The 24100-nt window shown below is 72.1% G+C and carries 22 protein-coding genes; 8 read left to right on the forward strand and 14 right to left on the reverse strand.

Annotated elements, in window-relative coordinates:
* The first annotated feature begins 30 nt into the window (after positions 1 to 30).
* The 3 genes from glpK to ACIBJC_RS21680 all read left to right on the forward strand — a co-directional run bounded on the left by glpK (position 31) and on the right by ACIBJC_RS21680 (position 4070).
* A complete protein-coding gene (gene glpK / locus ACIBJC_RS21670) occupies positions 31 to 1578 on the forward strand; it encodes a glycerol kinase GlpK (protein ID WP_399294817.1) in 1548 nt (515 codons plus the stop codon).
* A 54-nt stretch (positions 1579 to 1632) separates the two neighbouring features.
* The gene (locus ACIBJC_RS21675) at positions 1633 to 3243 is read left to right on the forward strand and encodes an FAD-dependent oxidoreductase (RefSeq protein WP_399294819.1); all 1611 of its coding nucleotides are present in this window, start codon (positions 1633 to 1635) and stop codon (positions 3241 to 3243) included.
* 155 nt (positions 3244 to 3398) lie between these two features.
* Entirely contained in the window at positions 3399 to 4070 is a 672-nt protein-coding gene (locus ACIBJC_RS21680) for a FadR/GntR family transcriptional regulator (RefSeq protein WP_399294821.1), read from the forward strand.
* 24 nt (positions 4071 to 4094) lie between these two features.
* On the opposite strand, the gene ACIBJC_RS21685 is transcribed toward ACIBJC_RS21680, so the two are convergent.
* Genes ACIBJC_RS21685 through ACIBJC_RS21705 form a run of 5 tightly spaced genes read right to left on the reverse strand, consistent with a single transcriptional unit; the run spans position 4095 to position 9956 of the window.
* The gene (locus ACIBJC_RS21685) at positions 4095 to 5123 is read right to left on the reverse strand and encodes an ABC transporter permease (protein ID WP_399294823.1); all 1029 of its coding nucleotides are present in this window, start codon (positions 5121 to 5123) and stop codon (positions 4095 to 4097) included.
* On the reverse strand, positions 5120 to 6736 hold the full coding sequence (locus ACIBJC_RS21690) for a sugar ABC transporter ATP-binding protein (protein ID WP_399294825.1): 1617 nt from the start codon (positions 6734 to 6736) through the stop codon (positions 5120 to 5122). The genes ACIBJC_RS21685 and ACIBJC_RS21690 overlap by 4 nt, the downstream gene beginning before the upstream one ends.
* A gap of 2 nt (positions 6737 to 6738) precedes the next feature.
* Positions 6739 to 7815: a sugar ABC transporter substrate-binding protein gene (locus ACIBJC_RS21695; RefSeq protein ID WP_399294827.1), complete on the reverse strand. Its 1077-nt coding sequence runs from the start codon at positions 7813 to 7815 to the stop codon at positions 6739 to 6741.
* Between the two features lie 48 nt (positions 7816 to 7863).
* Positions 7864 to 8640: an SDR family NAD(P)-dependent oxidoreductase gene (locus ACIBJC_RS21700; RefSeq protein ID WP_399294829.1), complete on the reverse strand. Its 777-nt coding sequence runs from the start codon at positions 8638 to 8640 to the stop codon at positions 7864 to 7866.
* Positions 8637 to 9956, reverse strand: a complete 1320-nt coding sequence (locus ACIBJC_RS21705; protein WP_399294831.1) for an enolase C-terminal domain-like protein — start codon at positions 9954 to 9956, stop codon at positions 8637 to 8639. Before ACIBJC_RS21705 ends, ACIBJC_RS21700 begins: the two co-directional genes overlap by 4 nt.
* Positions 9957 to 10262: 306 nt before the next feature.
* Here ACIBJC_RS21705 and ACIBJC_RS21710 point away from each other — a divergent pair, with 306 nt between their 5' ends.
* Positions 10263 to 11345 (forward strand): PAC2 family protein, encoded by a 1083-nt coding sequence (locus ACIBJC_RS21710; protein ID WP_399294833.1) that lies wholly within the window; start codon positions 10263 to 10265, stop codon positions 11343 to 11345.
* Positions 11346 to 11436: 91 nt separating this feature from the next.
* On the opposite strand, the gene mshC is transcribed toward ACIBJC_RS21710, so the two are convergent.
* The 4 genes from mshC to ACIBJC_RS21730 form a co-directional block, all read right to left on the reverse strand.
* A complete protein-coding gene (gene mshC, locus ACIBJC_RS21715) occupies positions 11437 to 12666 on the reverse strand; it encodes a cysteine--1-D-myo-inosityl 2-amino-2-deoxy-alpha-D-glucopyranoside ligase (RefSeq protein WP_399294835.1) in 1230 nt (409 codons plus the stop codon).
* Between the two features lie 137 nt (positions 12667 to 12803).
* On the reverse strand, positions 12804 to 13724 hold the full coding sequence (locus ACIBJC_RS21720; protein WP_399294837.1) for an SCO1664 family protein: 921 nt from the start codon (positions 13722 to 13724) through the stop codon (positions 12804 to 12806).
* Positions 13688 to 14278 carry a DUF3090 domain-containing protein gene (locus ACIBJC_RS21725; RefSeq protein WP_329824505.1) on the reverse strand — a complete coding sequence of 197 codons (591 nt, stop codon included), beginning with the start codon at positions 14276 to 14278 and terminating at the stop codon, positions 13688 to 13690. The genes ACIBJC_RS21720 and ACIBJC_RS21725 overlap by 37 nt, the downstream gene beginning before the upstream one ends.
* A 121-nt stretch (positions 14279 to 14399) precedes the next feature.
* Positions 14400 to 15086 carry a histidine phosphatase family protein gene (locus ACIBJC_RS21730; protein ID WP_329824506.1) on the reverse strand — a complete coding sequence of 229 codons (687 nt, stop codon included), beginning with the start codon at positions 15084 to 15086 and terminating at the stop codon, positions 14400 to 14402.
* Between the two features lie 85 nt (positions 15087 to 15171).
* On the opposite strand from ACIBJC_RS21730, the gene corA reads away from it, so the two are divergent.
* On the forward strand, positions 15172 to 16164 hold the full coding sequence (gene corA, locus ACIBJC_RS21735) for a magnesium/cobalt transporter CorA (protein ID WP_399294840.1): 993 nt from the start codon (positions 15172 to 15174) through the stop codon (positions 16162 to 16164).
* Between the two features lie 103 nt (positions 16165 to 16267).
* Here corA and ACIBJC_RS21740 read toward each other — a convergent pair whose 3' ends face one another.
* Both ACIBJC_RS21740 and ACIBJC_RS21745 read right to left on the reverse strand, forming a co-directional pair.
* Positions 16268 to 17053, reverse strand: a complete 786-nt coding sequence (locus tag ACIBJC_RS21740; RefSeq protein WP_399294842.1) for a ferritin-like domain-containing protein — start codon at positions 17051 to 17053, stop codon at positions 16268 to 16270.
* 237 nt (positions 17054 to 17290) lie between these two features.
* Complete coding sequence (locus ACIBJC_RS21745) at positions 17291 to 18343, reverse strand: LLM class F420-dependent oxidoreductase (protein ID WP_399294844.1); 1053 nt, start codon at positions 18341 to 18343, stop codon at positions 17291 to 17293.
* 210 nt (positions 18344 to 18553) lie between these two features.
* Between ACIBJC_RS21745 and ACIBJC_RS21750 the strand changes: the two genes are divergently transcribed.
* Positions 18554 to 19537: an aldo/keto reductase gene (locus ACIBJC_RS21750; RefSeq protein ID WP_329824510.1), complete on the forward strand. Its 984-nt coding sequence runs from the start codon at positions 18554 to 18556 to the stop codon at positions 19535 to 19537.
* A 35-nt stretch (positions 19538 to 19572) separates the two neighbouring features.
* Positions 19573 to 21765, forward strand: a complete 2193-nt coding sequence (locus ACIBJC_RS21755; protein ID WP_399295173.1) for a helix-hairpin-helix domain-containing protein — start codon at positions 19573 to 19575, stop codon at positions 21763 to 21765.
* A gap of 52 nt (positions 21766 to 21817) precedes the next feature.
* Here ACIBJC_RS21755 and ACIBJC_RS21760 read toward each other — a convergent pair whose 3' ends face one another.
* The gene (locus tag ACIBJC_RS21760; protein WP_399294847.1) at positions 21818 to 22468 is read right to left on the reverse strand and encodes a hypothetical protein; all 651 of its coding nucleotides are present in this window, start codon (positions 22466 to 22468) and stop codon (positions 21818 to 21820) included.
* A gap of 47 nt (positions 22469 to 22515) precedes the next feature.
* On the opposite strand from ACIBJC_RS21760, the gene ACIBJC_RS21765 reads away from it, so the two are divergent.
* Positions 22516 to 22704, forward strand: a complete 189-nt coding sequence (locus tag ACIBJC_RS21765; protein ID WP_114625034.1) for a DUF5703 family protein — start codon at positions 22516 to 22518, stop codon at positions 22702 to 22704.
* Positions 22705 to 22800: 96 nt separating this feature from the next.
* Here the strand turns inward: ACIBJC_RS21765 and ACIBJC_RS21770 are convergent, their stop codons facing one another.
* Together ACIBJC_RS21770 and chpH are read right to left on the reverse strand one after the other, a co-directional pair.
* A complete protein-coding gene (locus tag ACIBJC_RS21770; protein ID WP_399294849.1) occupies positions 22801 to 23631 on the reverse strand; it encodes a chaplin in 831 nt (276 codons plus the stop codon).
* Between the two features lie 138 nt (positions 23632 to 23769).
* Positions 23770 to 24003, reverse strand: coding sequence for a chaplin ChpH (gene chpH, locus ACIBJC_RS21775; RefSeq protein WP_399294851.1), 234 nt, complete (start codon positions 24001 to 24003; stop codon positions 23770 to 23772).
* Positions 24004 to 24100 lie beyond the last annotated feature (97 nt).

Genomic DNA, 24100 nt, shown 5'->3' on the forward strand with positions numbered 1-24100 from the left:
CCCCCTTCGAACCGAGCAGGAGCAGACACCGTGAGTGACACCAACACCACCTCCTCCCACGGCACCGGCCCGTTCATCGCCGCCATCGACCAGGGCACCACGTCGAGCCGCTGCATCGTCTTCGACCGGGACGGCCGGATCGTCTCCGTCGACCAGAAGGAACACGAGCAGATCTTCCCGAAGCCGGGCTGGGTGGAACACAACGCCACCGAGATCTGGACCAACGTCCAGGAGGTCGTGGCCCGCGCCGTCGAGAAGGCCGGGATCACCTCCGCCGACGTCAAGGCCATCGGCATCACCAACCAGCGCGAGACCACGCTGCTGTGGGACAAGAACACCGGCGAGCCCGTCCACAACGCCATCGTCTGGCAGGACACCCGTACCGACGCGCTCTGTCGCGAGCTGGGCCGCAACGTCGGCCAGGACCGCTTCCGCCGCGAGACCGGGCTCCCGCTGGCCAGCTACTTCGCGGGGCCGAAGGCGCGCTGGCTGCTGGACAACGTCAAGGGGCTGCGCGAGCGCGCCGAGCGCGGCGACATCCTCTTCGGCACCATGGACTCCTGGGTCATCTGGAATCTGACCGGCGGCACCGACGGCGGTGTGCACGTCACCGACGTCACCAACGCCTCCCGCACGATGCTGATGAACCTGCACACCCTCAAGTGGGACGCCAAGATCCTGGAGTCGATGAAGGTCCCGGCCGCGATCCTGCCGGAGATCCGCTCCTCCGCCGAGGTGTACGGACACGCCAAGGGCGGCGTCCTGGACGGCATCCCGGTCGCCTCCGCGCTCGGTGACCAGCAGGCGGCCCTCTTCGGCCAGACCTGTTTCGCCGAGGGCGAGGCCAAGTCCACGTACGGCACCGGCACCTTCATGCTGATGAACACCGCCAACAAGCCCGTCAACTCGTACAACGGCCTGCTGACCACGGTCGGCTACCGCATCGGGGACGAGCCCGCGGTGTACGCCCTGGAGGGCTCCATCGCCGTCACCGGCTCGCTGGTGCAGTGGATGCGCGACCAGATGGGCCTGATCAAGTCCGCGGCCGAGATCGAGACCCTGGCGTCCTCGGTCGAGGACAACGGCGGCGCGTACTTCGTGCCCGCCTTCTCCGGGCTCTTCGCCCCGCACTGGCGCCCCGACGCCCGCGGTGTCATCGCCGGTCTCACCGGCTACGTCACCAAGGCGCACATCGCCCGCGCGGTGCTGGAGGCCACGGCGTGGCAGACCCGGGAGATCAGCGACGCCATGACCAAGGACTCCGGCGTCGAGCTGACGTCGCTCAAGGTCGACGGCGGCATGACCTCCAACAACCTGCTGATGCAGACGCTCTCCGACGTCCTGGACGCACCCGTGGTGCGCCCGATGGTCGCCGAGACCACCTGCCTCGGCGCCGCCTACGCCGCAGGACTGGCCGTGGGCTTCTGGCCGGACACCGACGCGCTGCGCGCCAACTGGCGCCGGGCCGCCGAGTGGACGCCCCGGATGGACGCGGCCACCCGTGACCGCGAGTACAAGAGCTGGCTCAAGGCCGTCGAGCGGACCAAGGGCTGGCTCGACGTCGACGACGCAAGCTGACCGACCAACAGCCACCGGCGCGAGAAGCCGGGATGAGCTGAAGAGGAGTTACGAATGAGCACCCCGCACAGCGTCCCCGCCCTGGGGACGCACCCGGCCGGCGGTTCCCTGCCGAGCCGTGCCGAAACCCGGGAACAACTGTCCAACGCGACGTACGACCTCCTGGTGATAGGCGGCGGCATTCTGGGCATCTCCACCGCCTGGCATGCCTCCCAGTCGGGACTGCGGGTGGCCCTGGTGGACGGCGGCGACTTCGCCGGCGCCACCTCGTCCGCCTCCTCCAAGCTCCTCCACGGCGGTCTGCGCTACCTCCAGACCGGCGCGGTGAAGCTGGTCGCGGAGAACCACTTCGAGCGGCGGGCGGTGTCCCGGCAGGTGGCGCCGCACCTGGCCAACCCGCTCACCTTCTACCTGCCCGTCTACAAGGGCGGCCCGCACGGCGCGGCCAAGCTCGGCGCCGGCGTCTTCGCCTACTCCGCGCTCTCCGCGTTCGGCGACGGCGTCGGCCATGTGATCAGCCCGGCCAAGGCCCGCCAGGCCGTGCCCGAGCTGCGTACGGACAACCTCAAGGCCGTGGCCGTGTACGGCGACGACCAGATGAACGACGCGCGGATGGCGCTGATGACCGTCCGCGCCGCCGTCGACTCCGGCGCCACCGTCCTCAACCACGCCACCGTCACCGGGCTGCGCTTCACCCAGGGCCGGGTCACCGGCGCCGAGCTGCGCGACAGGACCGACGGTACGGAGTTCGGCGTCGACGCCCGGCTGGTCCTCAACGCGACCGGCCCCTGGGTCGACCACCTGCGGAAGATGGAGAACCCGGACGCGGCGCCCTCCATCCGGCTCTCCAAGGGCGCGCACTTGGTCCTCAAGCGGACCTCCCCCTGGAAGGCCGCGCTGGCGACCCCCATCGACAAGTACCGCATCACCTTCGCCCTCCCCTGGGAGGACATGCTGCTGCTCGGTACGACGGACGAGGAGTACGAGGGCGAGCCCGAGGACGTCTCGGTCAACGAGAAGGACATCCACCAGATCCTGGACGAGGCGGCGTTCTCGGTCCGCGACCAGCAGCTCTCGCGCGATCTGATCACGTACTCCTTCGCGGGCCTGCGCGTGCTGCCCGGCGGCCCCGGCGACACCTCCAAGGCGAAGCGCGAGACGGTCGTGACCGAGGGCCGCGGCGGCATGCTGTCGGTCGCGGGCGGCAAGTGGACCACCTTCCGCCACATCGGCCGTACGGTGATGCACAAGCTGGCGACCCTGCCGGGCCATCCGCTCGGCGAGGGCATGGAGCCGATCTCGCACCTGCCGAAGAAGCTCCCGCTGCCCGGCATCGCCAACCCGAACGCGGTCGCGCACCGGCTGCTGATCGACGGCGGCGGTACGGGCCCCTCGATGGCCGTGGACACCGCGCGCCATCTCGCCACCCACTACGGCTCGCTCGCCTTCGACATCGTGCGGCTGGCGAACGAGTACCCGGAGCTGGCCGAGCGGATCCACCCGGACGCCCCGGAGATCTGGGCGCAGGTCGTCTACGCCCGGGACCACGAATGGGCCGAGACGGTCGACGACGTACTGCGCCGGCGTACGACGCTGACGATCCGGGGCCTGGACACGGACGAGGTCCGCGCCCGGGTGGAGGACCTGCTGGGCAAGCGGGACTGAGCCGTACAGCGACACAGCCACACATCAGCACATACGTACGACGCGTGGACGAGAGAGGGACGCATCCTTCCCGGGTGCGTCCCTTTTCATGCGCCGTCCGGGCGTCAAGGGACGCATAATGGGGGCCGATACATCGGATGTATGGAGGGGTGCCCATGGCTGTCACCGACGAGGCCATCGAGCGGATCAAGGGGATGATCGTCTCCGGCGCGCTGCGCCCGGGCGACCGGCTGCCCAAGGAGAGCGAGCTCGCCGCCGAGCTGGGGCTCTCGCGCAACTCCCTGCGCGAGGCGGTACGCGCGCTGTCGCTCATCCGCATCCTCGACGTGCGGCAGGGCGACGGTACGTACGTGACCAGCCTGGCCCCCCAGCTTCTGCTGGAGGCGCTCAGCTTCGTGGTGGACTTCCACCGGGACGACACCGTGCTGGAATTCCTCGCCGTCCGCCGGATACTCGAACCGGCCGCCACCGCGATGGCGAGCACCCGGATCACCGAGGAGGCGCTGGACGCGCTCGACGCCCAGCTCGACGCGCTCGGCCCGGAGCCCTCGGTGGAGGAACTGGTCGCCGCCGACCTGGAGTTCCACCACGGGATCGTGCGGCAGTCCGGCAACGCGGTGCTCTGCTCCCTGCTGGACGGGCTCTCCGGGCCCACCACCCGGGCCAGGATCTGGCGCGGGCTGACCCAGGAGGACGCCGTCAGCCGTACGCTCCACGAGCACCGGGCGATCCTCTCGGCGCTGCGCGACCGGGACGCCGAGGCGGCCAGGTCCTGGGCCACGGTGCATATCGCGAGCGTGGAGATGTGGCTCAGGTCGACGCTCTGACGCCGCCCGGATGCGAGGGGCGGTTCAGTCCTGCTTCTCGCCGCTCGCGAAGCGCGAGATGACCAGGGCGACGATGATGATGGCGCCGTTCAGGAACTGGTTCCAGAGCGCCGGCACACCCCCGAGCGTCATCACATTGACCACGAGCTGAAGGGTGAGCACCCCCGTCAGCGCGCCGAAGAGCGTGCCGCGCCCGCCCCGGAGGCTGATGCCGCCGATGACCGCCGCCGCGAAGACCTGGAAGATCCAGCCGTTGCCCTGGGTGGCCGCGACCGAACCGTAGTGACCGGTGTAGAGGATGCCGGCGAACGCCGCCAGCAGCCCGCCGATCGCCAGCACGACCCAGGTGACGCGGTCCACCCGGATCCCGGCGGCACGCGCCGCCTCCGGGTTGCCGCCGATCGCGTACAGCGCCCGCCCGTGGCGCAGCCAGGCCAGCGCCGCGCCGCCCACGGCGAAGAGCGCCAGACAGATCCAGACGGCGGCCGGGGCGCCCAGCCAGTCGGTCTTGCCGAGGTACCGGAAGGACTCCGGCACCTCGGTGATCGACTTGCCCTCGGTGATCCCGATGTGGAGCCCGCGCAGCATGGTGAGCATGCCGAGCGTGGCGATGAAGCCGTTGACGCGCAGCTTCAGCATGAGGAAGCCGTTGATCCCGCCGATGGCCATCCCGACCAGCAGACAGACCGGTACGGCCGCCCAGACGGGCAGCAGGTCGAGCCCGGCGAACCGGCCGCCCTCCGAGGGGAGCACCAGCCACATCGCGAGGACGGGCGCGATCCCGATCGTCGACTCCAGCGACAGGTCCATCCGGCCGCAGATCAGGATCAGTGCCTGGCCGAGCACCAGCAGGCTCAGCTCCGAGGACTGCTGGACGACGCTGATCAGGTTGCCGGAGGTGAGGAAGACCGGCGAGACGATGAAGCCGATCACCATCAGCACCAGGATCACCGGCACGAGCGAGAAGTCGCTCCAGCGGATGATCCGGAGCCGGTGGAGCGGACCGGTCTCCTCGACGGGCGCCACCGCCCCGGTCCGTACGGTCTGCGTCATGCCCGCTCCCCCTTGTCGTCCGTACGGTCCGCGGCGCCGTTGTCCGTCCCGTGCACGCCTTCCATGGCCGCCACCAGTTCCCGGTCGGTCCAGTCGCTCCCGAACGAGGCCACCACCCGCCCGTGGAACACCGCGAGCACCCGGTCGCACACCCGCAGATCGTCCAGCTCGTCGGAGATGATCACGGCGGCGCGGCCCTCGTCGGCCACCCGGCGCACCACACCGAGGAGCGCGTCCTTGGACTTGACGTCGACACCGGCCGTGGGGCGTACGGCGATCAGCGCCCCGGGGCCGCGCGCCAGGGCGCGGGCGACGACGACCTTCTGCTGGTTGCCGCCCGACAGGCCGGAGACCGGCTGTCCGGGGCCGCGCGTCCTGATGTCCAGTGAGTCGATCATGGACTGGGCGAACTCCCTGGTCCGCGCCGGCAGTACGGTCCCCCACGGGCCGAGCCTGCCGGTGACCGTGAGCGTGGCGTTCTCCGCGACGCTGCGGTCGGGGATCAGGCCCTGCTGGTGCCGGTCCTCGGGGATGTAGCCGATGCCGGCGTCCAGCGCGTCCGGGACGCTGCCCGACCGTACTGTACGGCCGTGTACGGCGATCCGCCCCGCGGTCGGCGCCCGCATCCCCGCCAGGGTCTCGCCGAGCGCGGTGGTGCCGCCGGCCGCGGCGCCCGCGACGCCGAGCACCTCACCGGGGTGTACGGAGAGGTCCAGCGGCCCGAACTCCCCGGCGATGGCCAGTCCCCTGACCTCCAGTACGGGCGGCCGGGCCGCCGGGTCCGGTGCGTCCGGGCGCCGGGCGTGCCGGGCGGCGGCCGTGCGCGCGGCGTCCCCCGTCATCGCGGCCACCAGGTCCGTACGGGCGAGGGAGGCGACCGGGGCGGTCAGGACATGGCGCGCGTCCCGGTAGACGGTGACGGTGGCGCACAGGTCGTACACCTCCTGGAGGTGGTGGGAGATGAAGAGGAACGCCACCCCCTGGCCGCGCAGTTCGCGGAGTTTGACGAAGAGCCGCTGGATGCCGCGGGCGTCGAGCTGTGCGGTGGGCTCGTCCAGGATGATCAGCCGGGCGCCGAAGGAGAGCGCCCGCGCGATCTCGACGAACTGCCGCTGTTCGACCGGGAGATCCTTGGCGCGGGCGTCCGGGTCGGCCTCGACGCCGTACTCCGCGAGCAGGTCCCGGGCGCGGCGGCGCAGTCCGCGCCAGTCGATGAGGCGGCGTCCGGCGGTTCCGGAGCCGGGTCCGCCCAGGCCGTAGTGGTTGAGGAAGAGGTTCTCGGCGACGGTCAGATCGGGCACGATCATCGGTCTCTGGTGGACGCAGGCGACCCTGGTCCGCCACGCGGCGGTGTCCCCTGCGGCGGGCGCGGGCGTGCCGCCGAAGCGCACCTCGCCCGCGTCGGCCCGGTGCGCCCCGGTCAGGACGCCGACCAGGGTGGACTTGCCCGCGCCGTTGCGGCCGACCAGGGCGTGCGACTCGCCGGGGGCGACCGTGATGCCGACCCCGTCGAGCGCGACGGTGGGCCCGAAGCGTTTGACGATGCCCTCGGCCCGTACGGCGGGCGGCGCCGCCGTCCCGGTGGCTTCGGGGGATGCGCTTGCCGGTGCCACGGCTACTCCCCCGCGTCGAGCTGATTGGCCCACAGCTTCGGGTCGTCCACGTTCTCCTTGGTCACCAGGGGCGCGGGGAGCTGGTCCTCGAAGCCGCCGGGAATCTTGATGACGGTGGAGCCGTGGTCGGTCGGCCCGGCCTTGGGTGTCCTGCCCGCGATCGCTTCCTTCGCCCAGTGGAGCGCGTAGGACGCGTACAGGTCGGCGGGCTGGGAGACCGTGGCGTCGATCTTCCCGGCGCGGATGGCGTCCAGTTCCTCGGGGATGCCGTCGTTGGAGACGATCGCGATGTGTCCGGGCGCGTCCGGCGCCTTGAGCAGCTTCTTCTGTTCGAGCAGCGCCAGGGTGGGCTGGAGGAAGACGCCGCCGGCCTGCATGTAGATGCCGCCCAGGTCGGGGTGGGCGGCGAGGGTGGACTGGAGCTTGGCGGAGGCGACATCGCCCTTCCAGTCGGTGGCCAGCTCGAAGACCCGGATGCCGGGGAACTTCTGGGCCATGCAGCTCTTGAACGCCTCGGAGCGGTCCCGGCCGTTGATCGAGGCCAGGTCGCCCTGGAACTCCGCGACCTTGCCCTTGCCCTTCAGCCGCTCGCCCAGGAACTGGCAGGCCTTCTCTCCGTACGCGCGGTTGTCGGCCCGTACGACCATGTACACCTCGCCCTGGTCGGGGCGGGTGTCGACGCTGATGACGGGGATCTTCTTCTCGGCGAGCGTCCGCAGCGTCTCGGCGATCGCTCCGGTGTCCTGCGGGGCCATGACGACGGCCTTGGCGCCCTGGTCGGTGAAGACCTGGACGTTGGAGACGAGCTTCCCGATGTCGTTCTGCGAGTTGGTCAGCGGGAGCGCGCGGACCTCACCGGCCTTGACGCCCTTCTCGATGTACTGCTGGTACGAGTTCCAGAAGTCGCTGTCGCTGCGCGGCAGATCGATGCCGACCGCGCCGCCGCTCCCCTTTCCTGCCTCCTGGTCGCGATTGCAGCCCGTCAGGGCCGCCACCGCGACAAGTAATAAGGCGCAGGCCGAGGTGGTGGCCGTACGGGGTCTGCGGAGTGGGGAGCGCCCCACGGTGTGTCCCGGCATGGAAGTCCCGTCCTTGTCACGTCGGTGTGCGTGCGGGATGCGCTGTTCTCAGGGGGCGGGGCGCAGGCGGAGTCCCTGCATTCCGCCGTCGACCGCGAGCGCCGTTCCGGTGACGGCCGCCGCGGCCGGTCCCGCGAGGTAGGCGACCGCCGCGGCGACCTCGTCCGCGCCGACCAGCCGTCCCGTGGGCTGGCGCGCTTCGAGGGCGGCGCGCTCGGCCGCGGGGTCCTGGGCCTGGTCGAGGAGCCGGCCGACCCAGGGTGTGTCGGCGGTACCGGGGTTCACGCAGTTGACGCGGATGCCCTCCCGTACGTGGTCGGCGGCCATCGCCAGGGTCAGCGAGAGGACCGCGCCCTTGCTCGCGGAGTACAGGGCACGCTGGGGCAGCCCCGCCGTGGCGGCGATGGAGCAGGTGTGGGTGATGGAGACCGCGCCGGGCCGGCCGGGGACCGCGCGGCGCAGATGGGGCAGGGCGTGCCGGGCCGTACGGACCATCCCGAGGACGTTGACGTCGAGGACGCGCCCCCACTCGTCGTCGGGGTTGTCCTCGACGGTGCCGACGGCGCCGATCCCCGCGTTGGAGACGAGGGTGTGCAGGGCGCCGAACTCCGCCGCCGCCGCGTCGACCGCCGCCTTCACAGCCGCGTCGTCGGTGACGTCGGCCGTCAGGGGCAGGGTCCCCGCGGGTGCCCCGGCCGTCTCCCGGTCCAGTACGGCGACCCGGGCGCCGCGCTCCAGGAGCAGGGTCGCGACGGCCGCGCCGATGCCCGAAGCGCCGCCGGTCACCAGGGCGCAGAGCCCCTCGAAGTCGCGTACGGCCGTCATGAGGTGACCTCCTCGGTGGTGCGGCGGGCCTGCCAGACGGGTCCCTCCGGGTAGCGGTGCGCGGCGATCGACTCGGGGAGCATCCGGGCGGAGAAGCCGGGCGCGGCGGGGGCGGCGTACCGTCCGGAGACGATCACCACGGGGTCGGCGAAGTGTTCGTGGAGGTGGTCGACGTACTCGATGACCCGGCCCTCCTGGCTGCCGGAGACGGCGACGTAGTCGAACATCGCGAGGTGCTGGACGAGTTCGCAGAGGCCGACGCCGCCGGCGTGCGGGCAGACGGGGACGCCGTACTTGGCGGCGAGCAGCAGGATCGCCAGGTTCTCGTTGACGCCGGCGACACGGGCCGCGTCGATCTGGACATAGTCGACGGCGCCGGCCTGGAGGAGCTGTTTGAAGACGACCCGGTTGGCGACGTGTTCGCCGGTGGCCACCTTGACCGGCTGGCCCGCCCGTACGGCGGCGTGGCCGAGGATGTCGTCGGGGCTGGTGGGCTCCTCGATCCAGTGCGGGTCGTACGGGGCGAGGGCGGACATCCAGCGCAGCGCCTCGGGCACGTCCCAGCGCTGGTTGGCGTCGACGGCGATCCGGATGGCGGGGCCGACGGCCGCGCGGGCCAGCTTCATGCGCCGGACGTCGTCGGCCAGATCGCCGCCGACCTTGAGCTTGATCTGCTCGAACCCGTCGGCGACGGCCTGTTCCGCGAGGGTGACCAGTTTGGTGTCGGAGTAGCCGAGCCAGCCGGGCGACGTGGTGTAGGCGGGGTAGCCGTCGGTACGGAGCAGGGCGGCCCGCTCGGCGCGGCCGGGCTCGGCGGCGCGCAGGATGGCCAGCGCGTCCTCCGTGGTGAGGGCGTCGGTGAGGTAGCGGAAGTCGACGAGCGAGACCAGTTCCTCGGGGGTCATCGCGGCGAGGAACTCCCAGACGGGCAGGTTCGCGCTCTTGGCGGCCAGGTCCCAGGCGGCGTTGACGACGGCGCCCGCGGCCATGTGCATGACGCCCTTCTCAGGGCCGAGCCAGCGCAGTTGGGAGTCGTGGGTCAGCTCGAAGTAGAGGGCGGCGAGGTCTGCCGCGGTGAGCGGCGCCGGTCTGCCGGTGAGATAGGGCCGCAGCGCCTCGATGGCGGCGGCGGTGACGTCGTTGCCGCGCCCGATGGTGAAGCAGAAGCCGTGTCCCTCGGTGCCGTCCTGGGTACGCAGCACCACGTAGGCGGCCGAGTAGTCGGGGTCGGGGTTCATGGCATCGGAGCCGTCGAGCTGTTCCGAGGTGGGGAACCGGATGTCGTGTACCTCGAACCCCGTGACGGTCTGGCTCATGCACGCCCCTTTGAGAAGAACATCGGATCTCTTCAGTCATCCGATGTATAGCGCCCTGGAGGCACGTCCGTCCAGAGCCCCGCGTCAATTCACGGCCACAGCTCGGATGAATCGAGAGGGAAATGGATACGCTCTCGGCACCATGTCCCGGTGCGGGCAGGGGCTTTCCACCGGATCCGGCAAGATCCAGACGAAAGACCCCAGGTTCACCCGGCCGTGCGCGGAGCGTGCACAGGGCTGCGGGCGGGCACAGGTGAAGCCGTAAGGTTGGTGCGTACAAGAGGTAACTTCGGAAGGAGGCACTGGGTGATCGAGCTCGAGGGGGTTCCCGAGCTGATCGACCCGGTCATGGTGGCCGCGTTCGAGGGCTGGAACGACGCGGGCGACGCCGCCTCCACAGCGGTGGGTCATCTGGACCGGGAGTGGAAGGGCGAGGTGTTCGCGGCGCTCGACGCCGAGGACTACTACGACTTCCAGGTCAACCGGCCCACGGTCTTCCTGGAGGGCGGCCTGCGCAAGATCACCTGGCCGACCACCCGGCTCTCCGTGGTGCGTGTCGGCGGCGAGAAACCCCGTGACCTGGTACTGGTCCGCGGCATCGAGCCGTCCATGCGCTGGCGCTCGTTCTGCAACGAGCTGCTGGGCTTCGCCCACGAGCTGGGCGTGGAGATGGTGGTCATCCTGGGCGCGCTGCTCGGCGACACCCCGCACACCCGGCCGGTGCCGGTCAGCGGGGTCACCTCGGACGCGGACCTGGCCAGGACGATGGATCTGGAGGAGACGCGGTACGAGGGGCCGACCGGCATCGTCGGCATCCTCCAGGAGGCGTGCACGCACGCGGGCGTGCCGGCGGTGAGCCTGTGGGCCGCCGTACCGCACTACGTGTCGCAGCCGCCCAACCCCAAGGCGACGCTGGCGCTCCTCAACCGCCTGGAGGACCTGATCGGTCTGCGGATCCCGCTGGGCGAACTGTCCGAGGACGCCCGGGCCTGGCAGCTCGGCGTGGACCAACTGGCCTCCGAGGACAGCGAGGTGGCGGAGTACGTCCAGTCGCTGGAGGAGGCGCGGGACACCGCGGAGCTTCCGGAGGCCTCCGGCGAGGCCATCGCCCGGGAGTTCGAGCGGTATCTGCGGCGCCGGGACGGCGGCCTCGGCCAGGCGCCGGGCGGCCATGCCACGGAGAGCAGTGACGGGCCGTCATTCCTCCGGGACGCGTCCGGTGGCCGCACCCGTCCGCAGCGACCGCCGCGCGGCGGGGCCGGTACGGACAAGGACACGGGGCCTTCCGCACCGGGGCAGGACCGGGGACAGGACCAGGACCAGGACCAGGGTCAAGGCCCGGCGCAGGAACGGGAACAGGGCGACGACGACGATTCGTCCGAGGACTGACCGCCGCCCGACCTGGTGACAGAGCGGACCGCGTGACAGAGCGAGGGAGGGCGGCGCCGACCGGCGCCGCCCTCCCTCGCGGTACGACGTGTCAGAGCGCGACGCCCAGAAGGGCGTCGACCGTACGGGACACCACGCCGGGCGCCCCCTCGTCCGTACCGCCCGTGGCGTCCTGGAGCGCCGCCCAGCGGTCGACGGCCGCGAGGGCGGTGGGTGCGTCCAGATCGTCGGCCAGTGCCTCGCGGACCTCTTCGACCAGCGCCTCGGCCGAAGGCCCGTCGGGCCGCGACACCGCGGCCCGCCAGCGCGCGAGGCGGTCGACGGCGTCCTGGAGGACCTGGTCCGTCCACTCCCAGTCGGAGCGGTAGTGGTGTGCGAGCAGCGCGAGCCGGATCGCCGCCGGGTCCACGCCGTCGCGGCGCAGCGCCGAGACGAAGACCAGGTTGCCCTTGGACTTGGACATCTTCTCGCCGTCCAGGGCGACCATGCCGGCGTGCACATAGGCCCGGGCGAACGGGTGCTCGCCGGTGAGGGCCTGCGCGTGCGAGGCGCCCATCTCGTGGTGCGGGAAGGCGAGATCGCTGCCGCCGCCCTGGACGTCGAAGCCCATGCCGAGATGGTCGAGGGCGATGGCCACGCACTCGATGTGCCAGCCGGGCCGGCCGCGGCCCAGGGAGCCGCCGTCCCAGCTCGGCTCGCCGGGGCGGGCCGCCAGCCAGAGGATCGGGTCGAGGGGGTTCTTCTTGCCCGGCCGGTCCGGGTCGCCGCCGCGCTCGGCCGACAGCAGCCGCATCGCCTCGGCGTCCAGCCGGGAGACCTCGCCGAAGTGCGGATCGGCCGCCACGGAGAAGTAGACGTCGCCTTCGAGTTCGTATGCCGCGCCGGCGTCGCGCAGCCGTTCCACCAGGGGCACGATGCCCGGTATCGCCTCGACGGCGCCGATGTAGTGCTGGGGCGGCAGCATCCGCAGGGCGGTCATGTCCTCCCGGAAGAGCGCCGTCTCGCGCTCCGCGAGCCCGACCCAGTCCTCTCCGTCGCGCTGCGCCCGCTCCAGCAGCGGATCGTCGACATCGGTCACGTTCTGGACGTAGTGGACCTGCCGCTTCGTGTCGAGCCACACGCGCTGCACGAGGTCGAACGCGTTGTAGGTCGCCGCGTGACCCATGTGGGTCGCGTCGTACGGCGTGATGCCGCAGACGTAGATACGGGCGACGGGACCGGGCTCAAGCGTGACTCGGCCATCGGTCGACGTGTCATGAATCCTGAGGTCGCGGCCCTTGCCAGGCAGGGCGGGGACCTCGGAAGCGGGCCAGGCATGCATGTCATGAGCGTAACCGGACGGAACTTCCGGATACGAACCGGATACGCGCCGTTGGCCGGTTGGGCGCTCTTGCGCGATCCGTCCCCGCGTGCTCCACGGAGAGGGGCGCGGGCCGTCCCGGGGCGCCGTCCCCGGTGTCACACGGGCGGCCAGGGGATCGCGGGCCACTGACCCGACGGCTCGGGGTGACGGCCTGTGTGGCGCAGCTCACGGATTCTGGACCGTACGGCGTCGGTCTCGGCCGGGGTGATGAGTTCGGCCAGCCGGGTGGCGAGGGGCGCGCCGTCCGCGAGGGCGTCCGCCAGCCGGGCGAGCACGTCCAGCGCCTCCTCGGTCAGGGGCTCACCGGCCCAGCCCCACAGCAGGGTGCGCAGCTTGTCGTCCACGTTGAAGGTGACGCCGTGGTCGATGGCGTAGAGCCGTCCGCCGGGCGCGGGCAGCAGATGGCCGCCCTTGCGGTCACCGTTGTTGATCACCGCGTCGAGCACGGCGAGGCGCCGCAGCCGTGCGTCGTCGGCGTGCACCAGCAGGGCGGTCCTGCCCTCGCCCACCTCGGCGGACCCGACGGCCTTCCAGCCGTCGCCGGGCTCGTCGTCCTCGACGAGGGCCAGCAGCGGCGGTGCCTCGCCCTCGCCGCCGTCGTCCTCGGCCGGCTCGATCCAGAGCTGGCACATGCCCTCGCCGTACGGCCCTTCGCGCAGGACCGTCGGTGGGACGAGCCCCCACCCGGTCACCTCGGAGACCTCGTACGCGGCCACCTCGCGCTGCGCGAGCGTCCCGTCGGGGAAGTCCCACAGGGGCTGCTCCCCCGCGACGGGCTTGTAGACGCAGTGGGCCGTACGCCCCTCGTGCGAGACGGAGCAGTACAGCACGGCGTTGGACGCCTCGCGGATCCGGCCGCGTACGGTCAGTTCCCCGTGGGCGATCAGGTCCTTGTCGGACGGACCGTGTCCGTCCGGCGCCTGTCCGTCCGGACCCTGGTCGGCCTTCGCCGGGGCGGCCGGACCGGCCGGGGGCGCGCTCACGCGTCCCGCCGGTATCCGTTCTGGCGCGGGCATACGTGTCCTTCCGGGTCGAGCGGCAGGCTGCACAGCGGACACGGCGGCCGGCCCGCGTTGACCACGTCCAGGGCGCGCTTGGCGAAGGCCCTGGCCTGGGCGCCGGAGAGCCGGACCCGGAGCATCGGCGGGCCGTTCTCCTCGTCCTGGAGCAGCCGCTCCTCGGCCTCGGCCAGATCCTCGTCGGTGTCGGCGTCCAGCTCGACGAGCGCCTGCGCCTCGACGATCATGCGCTGCTCGTCGCCGTCCCAGGCCAGCGCCATTGTGCCGACCCGGAACTCCTCCTCCACGGGGGCGTCGAGCGGGGCGGAGTCGCTGATCTCCGAGGGCGCCATGGCCGGTACGGGGGCGTTGCCGCCGGTGCGGCGGACCACCTCGTCCAGCAGTTCGTCGATCCGCTCGGCGAGTGCGGCCACCTGCGTCTTCTCCAGGGCGACGCTGGTCACGCGCCCCGCGCCGGACGCCTGGAGGAAGAACGTACGGCGCCCAGGCAGCCCGACCGTACCGGCCACGAAACGGTCCGGTGGGTCGTAGAGGAACACCTGACGGGACACGTCCTGTCTCCCTTGGAAATCGTCGGAAAAGGCAATGGGGGAACGGCATGGGGCGGACCGGAGGTCCGGAAGGGCCGCCCGGATCGCTCGGACGGCCCGTCCACCCTACTGCGCGGAGCGATCACGGTGCTCCCGCGCCGCCCCCCACCACGCCGTCGCCGCCGCTCGCGCTCCCGCGCGGCGCCAGTCCGGCGAGATCGCCGGTGTCGCCGAGGCGCAGCACAAACGGGCGCAACCGGGTGTAACGGACGGCGGTCAGCGAGCACGGATCCACATGGATCCGCTGAAAAAGGTCGAGATGCATCCCGAGGGCGTCCGCCACGAGCGCCTTGATGATGTCCCCGTGCGAGCACATCAGAAAGACGGCGTCCTCGCCGTGCTCCTCGTCGATCCGCGCGTTCCACTCCCGGACCGCCTCGACGGCGCGCGCCTGCATCGCGGCCATCGACTCACCGCCGGGGAACACGGCGGCGGAGGGGTGCTGCTGCACGACCGTCATCAGCGGCTCGTCGGCCAGCTCGGCCAGCTTGCGCCCCGACCAGTCGCCGTAGTGGCACTCGCCGATCCGGTCGTCGGTCCGTACCGCGAGCCCGGGACGGGCGTCCAGCAGCGGCTGAAGGGTCTCCCGGCACCGTTGCAGCGGGCTGCTGACGACGGCGGCGAGCGGGATGCCCCCGAGCCGCCCGGGCAGCGCGGCGGCCTGCTCGGCGCCCCGCTCGTCCAGGGCGATGCCGGGCGTCCAGCCGGCGAGCAGCCCCGCGGTGTTGGCGGTGGACCGTCCATGACGTACGAGGATCAACGTGGCCATGTCCGCAAGGGTAGGCGGTCGGTACGACAGCGCACCGGGCCGCCCGAGGGCCGAGGGGATGCGGCCGTCGTCAGAAAAGGGAAGAATGCCCGCCGTGATCGTGGACTGCGCCATCTACCGCGGCGGACGCCGCACCGACGGGCCCGCCGACTTCTCCGACGCCCTCGACGAGGCGCGCGCCGAAGGGGACGCGTTCCTCTGGCTCGGGCTGCACGAGGCGACGGAGAAGGAGTTCGCCATGGTGAGCAGCGAGTTCGGGCTGCACCCCCTGGCGGTGGAGGACGCGCTCCACGCACACCAGCGTCCCAAGCTGGAGGTCTACGACGACTCCCTCTTCGTGGTGCTCAAGCCGGTGGTGTACGAGCCGGAGGGCGACACCGTCACCACCGGTGAGCTGATGGTCTTCATAGGCGACTCCTTCGTGGTGACGGTGCGGCACGGCGAGGGCGCCCCGCTGGCGGCCGTACGCAGACGGCTCGAAGCCGAACCCGAGGTCCTCAAGCACGGCCCCACCGCCGTGCTGTACGCGGTGAGCGACGCGATCGTCGACCACTACGTGGAGGTCGCCGACGAACTCCAGTTGGACCTGGAGGAACTGGAGGCGGAGGTCTTCGCCCCGGACTCGGGCTCCTCGGCGCCGACCGCGGCGCGGATCTACAACTTCAAGCGGCAGGTACTGGAGTTCCGCCGGGCCACCGGACCGCTGGCGGCCCCCGTGGCGCGGCTGGCGGGCGCGGGCGTGCCGTTCGTCCACGAGCACGCGCAGCCGTTCTTCCGGGACGTCAACGACCATCTGCTGCATGTGAACGAGCAGGTGGAGGGGTTGGACCGGCTGCTGACCGACATCCTCTCCGCGCATCTGGCGCAGATGGGCGTACGGCAGAACGACGACATGCGGAAGATCTCGGCGTGGGCCGCCATGGCCGCCGTACCGACGATGGTCGCGGGCATCTACGGCATGAACTTCAAGCACATGCCGGAGCTGAAGTACGTGTGGGCGTACCCGACGGTGATCGCCCTGATGGCGGTGGCGGTCGTCGGACTGCACCGGCAGTTCAAGCGGCGCGGCTGGCTCTGACCGGTCAGGGGCGCGGGCGCCCGCGCCCCTGACCATGTCCGCGCCCCTGACCATGTCCGGGGGCCTGACCGTGTCCGGGGCCGCCCACGGTCCCGTAAGCCGCTCAGAAGGCCGGTGCGGGCGTCACGGGGCCGCCCAGCGGGTCGCGGCGCTCCGGCATCGTGAGGCCGGCCATCCGGCGCCAGCCGACGAGCCGTTCGTACCCGTACACGGCGTGGATGCCGACGGCGAGCAGTGCGGCCTTCGGCGCCGGCCAGCCGAGCAGCCGGCCCATCCGGTCCATCACCGCGAGACTCACCTCGCGGTAGACCTGAATCTCCGCGAGGGCGCACTCCCGCAGGGCGCGCTGGATGGCGCGGCCGTGGCCCCGCCGGGCCAGCCAGAGCAGTTCCTCGTGGCAGTAGGCGAGATGGTTGTCCTCGTCGGCGCGGATCATCCTGACGGCCTTGCCGACCTCGGGGTGGTCACCGAAGTACCTGACCAGCATCTCCATCTGGTCGGCGGCCCGCTGTTCGGTGACCCGGCTGTGGGCGAGGTACACGAGGATGTCGTCCTCGGTCAGCGTCTCGTCACGGCGCAGCTTCGTATGGGTGAGTCCGATCCCGCGCCCCTCCAGCAGCATGGTGTAGTCGGCCTCGGGCGGGACCTCGGCCGGTTCGAGACCGCGCTTCTTCAGGAGGGCGTGGAAGATCCGGCCGTGCTTGTCCTCGTCGGCGCCGTGGCGGGTGATCTTCGGGGCGAGGTACCGCAGGGACTCGGGCACCAGGGCCGCGATCCGGCCGTTCTCCCAGCCGCCCTGGGCCTCGCCGCTGGCCGCGATGGAGCAGAACAGCCGGAAGGAACGATCGTCGTCCAGGATCTCCTGGAACAGGCTTCGGGCCGAGAGCATCACTGCCACCTCCTTGCAGGCGTCCGCCCAAACGAGTCAACGGGCGCGCGCGAAGTGCGGCAACAGCAGCGGCACCCCGCTGAGCCGAAAGGCTGAGCCGGAAGAAGGAGCGTGACGGCGCGCCCGTCGCGTAACCGGGCGCGCGTGGCCGCGTTGTAGTAGGCGACGGCCGTGGCGGGGAAGACCTCCGAGCCCCCACCACGGCCGCGGACTTCGCCCCGCGGCCTCTCGTCCGGCCTACGAGACGAGACCGGCGCGCTCCAGGGCCTGGGTGCCGACGCGCAGCGCCGTGATCCGCTCGTCGAGGGTGAAGCCGGCCGGGGAGAGGGTCAGCGTGGTGACGCCCGCGGCGGCGTAGGCGCTCATCCGGTCGGCGATCCGCTCGACGGGGCCGAGCAGCGTGGTCGAGTCGATCAGCTCGTGCGGTACGGCCGCCGCCGCGCCGTCCTTGTCGCCGGAGAGGTACTTGTCCTGGATCTCGGTGGCCTCCTTCTCGTACCCCATGCGCCGCGCGAGCTGGTTGTAGAAGTTCTGCTTGCGGCTGCCCATGCCGCCCACGTAGAGGGCCGTGTAGGGGCGGAAGACGTCGGCCAGGGCGTTGACGTCGTCGCCGACGGCGATCGGCACGGTGGGGCAGACGTCGAAACCGTCCATGGTGAGGCCCGCCTTCTCGCGGCCCGCCCGGAGCGGGCGGATCGCCGTGTCCTCCAGGTGCTCGGCGGAGGGGAAGATCAGCAGCGCTCCGTCGGCGATCTCACCGGTCTGTTCCAGGTTCCTGGGGCCGATCGCGGCGATGTAGAGCGGGATGTGCTCGCGCTCCGGGTGCACGGTCAGCTTGAGGGGCTTGCCGGGGCCGCCGGGCAGGGGCAGCGTCCAGTGCTCGCCCTCGTAGGCGAGCCGTTCGCGGGTCATGGCCTTGCGGACGATCTCGACGTACTCGCGGGTGCGGGCGAGGGGCTTGTCGAACTTCACGCCGTACCAGCCCTCGGAGACCTGCGGTCCCGAGACGCCGAGGCCGAGCCGGAACCGGCCGCCGGAGAGGGAGTCGAGGGTGGCCGCTGTCATGGCGGTCATCGCGGGCTGCCGCGCGGGGATCTGGAGGATGGCGGAGCCGACGTCGATGGACTCCGTCTGCGCGGCGACCCAGCTCAGTACGGTCGGGGCGTCGGAGCCGTACGCCTCGGCGGCCCAGCAGACGTCGTAGCCGAGCCGGTCTGCCTCCTGCGCGACCGCGAGGTTGTCGCTGTCCATCCCCGCGCCCCAGTAGCCGAGGTTGATGCCGAGCCGCATAACCACTCCTTTGCCGATTGCGATCACCGGTGGCCGGTGGCCGGTCGGCGCGTCCGTCGCCGGTGCACGACGGGCGGCGACCGACCAGCGATTACCGATGAGTAACGTCCCTGTTCCGGGGACTCTAGCGCGCGACACGGGGATCCGTCAGGGGGCGGCTTGTCCACAGGCTCTCTCCGCGTGGGGCCATGGCCAGTAATCTCAAGCCGCATGGAGCAGAGGCATCTCGGCCGTACCGGCCTGCGTGTGTCCCGGATCGGGCTCGGCACCCTGACCTGGGGCCGGGACACCGACGAGCATGACGCCGCCGATCAGTTGAAGGTCTTCTGGGAGGCGGGCGGAACGCTGGTCGACACGGCGGACGTGTACGGCGGCGGGGAGGCCGAATATCTGCTGGGCCAGCTCGTCGAGCGGCTGGTCCCGCGCCGGGATCTGATCATCGCGACGAAGGCCGGCAGCGTGCCCGATCCGTACCGCCGCTTCGACGGGTCGCGCGGGCATCTGCTCGCCGCGCTGGACGAGTCGCTGGAGCGGCTCGGCACGGACTACGTGGATCTCTGGCAGATACACGCCTTCGACAGCGACACCCCGCTGGAGGAGACCCTGCACGCGCTGGACATCGCGGTCAGCACGGGCCGCGCGCGGTACGCGGGGGTGTCGAACTACTGCGGCTGGCAGCTCGCCAAGGCCGCCACCTGGCAGCTCGCCTCACCCGGGATACGGACCCGGCTGGCCAGCACCCAGATGGAGTACTCGCTGCTCCAGCGCGGGGTGGAGCGCGAGGTGCTGCCCGCCGCGGTCGATCTGGGCGTGGGGCTGCTGCCGTCGTCGCCGCTCGGCCGCGGGGTGCTCACGGGCAAGTACCGGCACAGCACGCCGAGCGATTCGCGGGGCGCGTCCGAGCAGATGGCGCCGTTCGTCGAGCCCTATCTCGACGAGGCGGCGGGCCGGATCGTGGACGCGGTCGCGACAGCCGCGGAAGGGCTCGCGACGACGACACTGGAAGTGGCGCTGGCGTGGGTCAGGGACCGGCCGGGCGTGGTGGCGCCGATCATCGGCGCGCGCAACGCGCAGCAGCTCACGGCCGCTCTGTCAGTGGAGAGCCTTAGTCTTCCTGACGAGATCTGCCAGGCGCTCGACGATGTGTCGGCGCCCGTGCACCGCTATCCCGACCAGGACTGGAGCACGCTGTGAGTACGGACCGCGACCCCGCCGAGGAGGCCGGGCCCATGGCCGACGCCGCTGCCGCCGAGAGCGGTACGGAGTCGGACGGCGAGGCCGCCGCGACCGATACGGGTGCCGCCGCCGACTCCGCGACCGAGGCCGACGCACCCAAGGCGGACGCCGCCGAGGCCTCCGCCGCCGAGGCCGCCGAAGCCGCCGCGGTCTCCGAGGCACAGGCCGAGCTGGCCGCGCAGCGGGAGCTGCGGGAGCGGATCGAGCAGCGGAAGGCGGAGAAGGCCGGGCCCATCGCCGCCGGGGCGAAGCTGAGCGGGCAGGCCGCCGACCTGCTCGCGGCCGTACGGGCCATGGAGAGCGGCGAGCCGGTCGATCCGGCGCTGCTCCGTACGGCGGCGCCCGCCGCCGCCCCTGACCGCCTCCGGACCCCGGCACAGCCGCAGCCACAGCCGCCACGGATGGAGTCGCAGGCTCAGGAGCCGCGCGCCGCGGCTCCCGGGACCGTGTCCGCCGTGCGGGCGGTGCTCACGGAGGGCGGCGCGCCCGAGGCGCTGGCGGGCCAGGTCGCCGAGGCGCTCGGGGAGCAGGCCCCGGAGCTGCTGCGGGAGAACCCCTGGCAGTTGCTCGCCGTGCCCGGGGTGCGGCCCGAGCAGGCCGACGGGTTCGCGCGGGCGCTCCTGGGGGCCGCCTGCGGCCCCGGTGACGAGCGCAGGGCCGCCGCCCTGGTGAGCTGGCTGCTGGAGCGCGCCGCCCTCCAGGGGCACACCGCGCTGGAGGCGTCGGCGGTACGGAGCGCGCTGGCCGGTCACTCCGTGCCCGACCCGGACGGGGCCGTACGGCACGCGGTGGAGGACTCCGTGGTGCTGAGGTTCCCGGAGGAGGACGCGGACGAGTCCCTGGAGGCCGAGGAGCCGGCGGGGAGCGACCCCGACGAACCCGACGAGGCCGACGCGGGCGGGGAGCCGGCCGCCGAGCCGGTCCCGGTGCTGCTGGGGCTCGACCGGTACGCGCTGGCGGAGGACAGTCTCGCCGACGGCCTCGCGCGGCTGGCGAGGACCGGGCAGGACGCCTCCTGGGAGGAGGCCGCGGCGGGCGCCCCGTCGCCCTCGGCGGCCGAGCTGATCCGCGCGGTGGCGGGGCACGGGCTCGTCCTGCACTCGGGCGGGGAGGCGGCGCGCGCCGAGCCGGTCGCACTGGCCGTGGCGGCCCGCGCGCTCGGGGTGCGCGCGGTCGTCGCGGTCCACAGCGAGAACGGCCGCGACCGGCTGGCGCCCGACGTGGAGGCGGTCACGGTCGCCGGGCTGCTCACCGGCGCGCAGGGCCCGGGGCGGGACGCGGACGGCCTGTTCGCGCTCGATCTCCTGGTGGTCCTGGACGCGCCGCAGCTCGACGTGGAGACGGCCGCGGTGCTGGTGGAGTCGCTGGCGGACGGCGGACGGCTGGTGCTCAGCGGCGATCCGGGGGTGCTCTGGTCGGCGGGCGCGGGCCGGGTCTTCGCCGATCTGCTGGCGGCCGGGGTGTGCCCGCGGATCAGCTCCCGTACGCCCGACCCGGGCCCGATCGGGGAGTTGGTCTCGGGGATCGGCATCGGCGAGCTGAACCAGGTGGCGGCGCCCGGCAAGGAGGTCGTGATCGTTCCCGTGCGGGACGCGGGCGAGGCGGTGCACCGTACGGTCCAGCTCGTCGCCGAGTCCGTGCCGCGCGCCTTCGGTACGGAGGCCGGGCAGACGCAGGTGATCACGGTGGGCCACGGCGGCTCGGCCGGCACCCGCGCGCTGAACGCGGCGCTCAAGCAGCGACTCAACCCCGGCCCCGGCCGGTTCGGCGGCTTCGACCCGGGGGACCGGGTCGCGTACGTCCCCTCCCCCGGCAGAACGCTCCAGGGCGCGGTGGTCTCCGCCGACGCCGAGGGGCTGCGGCTGGAGTGCGGGGGCGCGGCGGTCGTCGTGCCCAAGGACCGGGTGGAGCACGCCGTACGCCACGGCTGGGCGCTCACCGCGCACCAGGCGGCGGGGATGCGCTGGCCCGCCGCGGTCGTGGTCCTTCCCGGCGACGCCGCGCAGGGCCTGAGCCGCCCCTGGGTCTACACGGCCTTCAGCCGCGGGGACCGTCATCTCTCCGTGGTCCACGGGGTCGACCAGGCTCTCCCGAAGGCGGTGTCGGACATCCCCTCCCAGGACCGCACCACCCGGCTGCGCGGCCAGTTGGAAACGCTCCTGGCCCCGGCGGCACAGCCGAGCTGACACCCGGGGCGTCCGCCGCCGCCCCGTGCGGGGCGGCGGCGGGGCCGGTGGGTCAGGCGTCCTGTTCCTCCAGGTCGTCCAGGTCCGCGTCCAGATCGTCCTCGTCGAAGACCGCGCTGACGTCGAAGCGGCAGACCACCTGCTGGGGGTCGGCCTGGTCGAAGGGGGCGGAGAGCCACTCCCCCGGTTCCGGGAGGTCGTCCGTGGCCGAGACCCAGAGGGTGGAGTCGCCCTCCTCCAGGCCGAACTCCTTGTGCCGGGAGGCGATCTCGTCCGGTTCGTACTCGCCGAAGAGCACACCGAGCGCCGCGTGCACACTGCCGCCCACGACCCCTCCGGTGTCGGTGTCACCCTCGACGTCGGCGATGCGCTGTGCCTGTGCGAGCAGCCGCTGCGGCTCCACCACCGCGTAGTCGCGCCGGATCAGCACGCTGAGGGCGTTCGGCTCCTCGGGACCGTTGTACGGGGGCAGGGAATCGTCCGGGTCCGGGATCTCGAACGGGGTGACCTCGTCGTACCGGTTGTAGAGCCGCTCGTCGTAGACCTCGGCCGCGACGGCGAGGGCGTTGAACGCTTCGGAGACGGCCGGGTCGTCCTCACCCGTGCGATGTTCGACCGCCGCGAGGTGGCGGTCCAGGGCTACCTTCACCGCCTCGGCGGCGGCGCGTACCTCGGCAGCGGTGGGCTGCGCAGCATCAGACATAGTGCAGACGCTATCCGTACCAGGCCTCTGCCCGCACAATAGATGCGATGCCGGAATACGAATTTGTCGACGTGTACGTGCCGCGCGGGGTCTCCCGCAAGGATGCGGCCCGTCTGCTCACCGATCATGCCGAGTACGGGCACTGGGAACTGGACCGCCTGAGCCTGCACCGGGACGGCAGCCGCAGGGTGCGGCTGCGCCGGCGCATCATTCGTCAGGTGCGCGCCACCTGGTGAACATGACGGAGCGGGCCCCGCTGCTGCGAGGCCCGCCCCGGCCTGCCCGGTCCCGCCCGTACGCGTGGGTACGGGCCCTACGGGCCTGCCGCGTGCCTAGGCCGCGGAACGGGCGCGGCGGTACAGGATCGTGCCCGCGAGCAGCAGTCCGGCGCCCGCCGGGATCGCGATCCCGAGCCCGCCGGCTCCGGTCGAGGCGAGGACCTCGGTGCCCTCGGTCTGCTCGGTGGTCCGGGAGACCGGCTGCGTCTCAGGGGTGCTCGGGGCCGGGGGGATCGCCCGTTCCTCGGTGGGAGGGCCCGGCGTACCCGGGGTGACCGGCGTACCCGGGGTGACCGGAGTGACCGGCTTCTCGGGGTGCTCCGGGCCGGGGCGGGTGGGAACCGAGCCGTTGGCGCAGTTGTTGCCGAAGGTCGGGTTGAGCAGCCCGATCAGGTCGACGCTGTTCCCGCACACGTTCACGGGGACATCGATCGGTACCTCGACGGAGTTGCCGGAGCCGACTCCGGGGGAGTCGATCGCGCCGCCTCCCGCGTGGGAGCCGCCGGACGGCTCGGTGTGGGTGGCTCCGGGGTGCGATCCGCCGGTGTGCGAGCCCCCGCCCGCGTGCGCGCCCCCGCCGTAGCCGCCGTCGTCCCCGTACCCGCCGCCGTGTCCACTGCCGTGGCCGCCGGACGGCTTGCCCGAGAAGTTGCCGCACTTGTTGCCGAAGGCCGGGTTGAGCACCCCGACGACATCCACGGTGTTGCCGCACACGTTGACCGGCACATGCACCGGAACCTGCACGTTGTTCCCCGACAGCACGCCCGGGGAACCGACGGCCGCGCCGCCCGCCCCCGCGTCCGCCTGTGCGTAGCCACCGCCGAGCGCGAGCACTCCGCCCGCCGCCACCACGGTGATCAGGCCCTTGCGCGTGACCTGTCTCATAGCTTCGATCCCTGCCTTCTGCCTTGCGGGACTGCCCTGGGCATCGGTGCCGGGGCAGGATGCCCAGCGGCCCCGGAGCGCATGGCACGCGCTCCGGGGCCGCTCGGGCTCAGACCCTCACGGGTGAGAGATACAACGTCACTTGTTGACGCACACGTTGCCGAAGGCGGGGTTCAGCAGCCCGATCACGTCGACCGTGTTACCGCACACGTTCACCGGAACGTGGAGCGGAACCTGCACCACGTTGCCCGAGAGCACACCGGGGGAACCGATGGCGGCACCCTGCGCGCCCGCGTCGGCGACGGCCATGCCCGCACCCGCGAGCACCAGACCACCAGTGACTGCCGCAGCAGCAACGACCTTCTTGATCATTATTCCTCCTTGTTGGCAAACGCGGTCCCAGCCGCGGACCGCACACCTGTAACGAAGGGGAAGTAATGAGGCTACGAGCCTATGAGCGCATTCACTC

The organism is Streptomyces sp. NPDC050509 (assembly GCF_044457965.1).
Taxonomy (GTDB): domain Bacteria; phylum Actinomycetota; class Actinomycetes; order Streptomycetales; family Streptomycetaceae; genus Streptomyces.

What these genes read in the sequence shown, in the direction of transcription:
- mshC (WP_399294835.1), bottom strand. Translation starts at nt 12,666, where the DNA reads ATGCATGCCTGGCCCGCTTCCGAGGTCCCCGCCCTGCCTGGCAAGGGC.
- corA (WP_399294840.1), top strand. Translation starts at nt 15,172, where the DNA reads ATGCCCGCCGTGATCGTGGACTGCGCCATCTACCGCGGCGGACGCCGC.
- ACIBJC_RS21770 (WP_399294849.1), bottom strand. Translation starts at nt 23,631, where the DNA reads ATGAGACAGGTCACGCGCAAGGGCCTGATCACCGTGGTGGCGGCGGGC.
- ACIBJC_RS21680 (WP_399294821.1), top strand. Translation starts at nt 3,399, where the DNA reads ATGGCTGTCACCGACGAGGCCATCGAGCGGATCAAGGGGATGATCGTC.
- ACIBJC_RS21675 (WP_399294819.1), top strand. Translation starts at nt 1,633, where the DNA reads ATGAGCACCCCGCACAGCGTCCCCGCCCTGGGGACGCACCCGGCCGGC.
- ACIBJC_RS21740 (WP_399294842.1), bottom strand. Translation starts at nt 17,053, where the DNA reads ATGCTCTCGGCCCGAAGCCTGTTCCAGGAGATCCTGGACGACGATCGT.
- chpH (WP_399294851.1), bottom strand. Translation starts at nt 24,003, where the DNA reads ATGATCAAGAAGGTCGTTGCTGCTGCGGCAGTCACTGGTGGTCTGGTG.
- ACIBJC_RS21745 (WP_399294844.1), bottom strand. Translation starts at nt 18,343, where the DNA reads ATGCGGCTCGGCATCAACCTCGGCTACTGGGGCGCGGGGATGGACAGC.
- ACIBJC_RS21720 (WP_399294837.1), bottom strand. Translation starts at nt 13,724, where the DNA reads ATGCCCGCGCCAGAACGGATACCGGCGGGACGCGTGAGCGCGCCCCCG.
- ACIBJC_RS21750 (WP_329824510.1), top strand. Translation starts at nt 18,554, where the DNA reads ATGGAGCAGAGGCATCTCGGCCGTACCGGCCTGCGTGTGTCCCGGATC.
- ACIBJC_RS21730 (WP_329824506.1), bottom strand. Translation starts at nt 15,086, where the DNA reads ATGGCCACGTTGATCCTCGTACGTCATGGACGGTCCACCGCCAACACC.
- ACIBJC_RS21700 (WP_399294829.1), bottom strand. Translation starts at nt 8,640, where the DNA reads ATGACGGCCGTACGCGACTTCGAGGGGCTCTGCGCCCTGGTGACCGGC.
- ACIBJC_RS21765 (WP_114625034.1), top strand. Translation starts at nt 22,516, where the DNA reads ATGCCGGAATACGAATTTGTCGACGTGTACGTGCCGCGCGGGGTCTCC.
- ACIBJC_RS21760 (WP_399294847.1), bottom strand. Translation starts at nt 22,468, where the DNA reads ATGTCTGATGCTGCGCAGCCCACCGCTGCCGAGGTACGCGCCGCCGCC.
- ACIBJC_RS21685 (WP_399294823.1), bottom strand. Translation starts at nt 5,123, where the DNA reads ATGACGCAGACCGTACGGACCGGGGCGGTGGCGCCCGTCGAGGAGACC.
- ACIBJC_RS21695 (WP_399294827.1), bottom strand. Translation starts at nt 7,815, where the DNA reads ATGCCGGGACACACCGTGGGGCGCTCCCCACTCCGCAGACCCCGTACG.
- ACIBJC_RS21705 (WP_399294831.1), bottom strand. Translation starts at nt 9,956, where the DNA reads ATGAGCCAGACCGTCACGGGGTTCGAGGTACACGACATCCGGTTCCCC.
- ACIBJC_RS21755 (WP_399295173.1), top strand. Translation starts at nt 19,573, where the DNA reads ATGGCCGACGCCGCTGCCGCCGAGAGCGGTACGGAGTCGGACGGCGAG.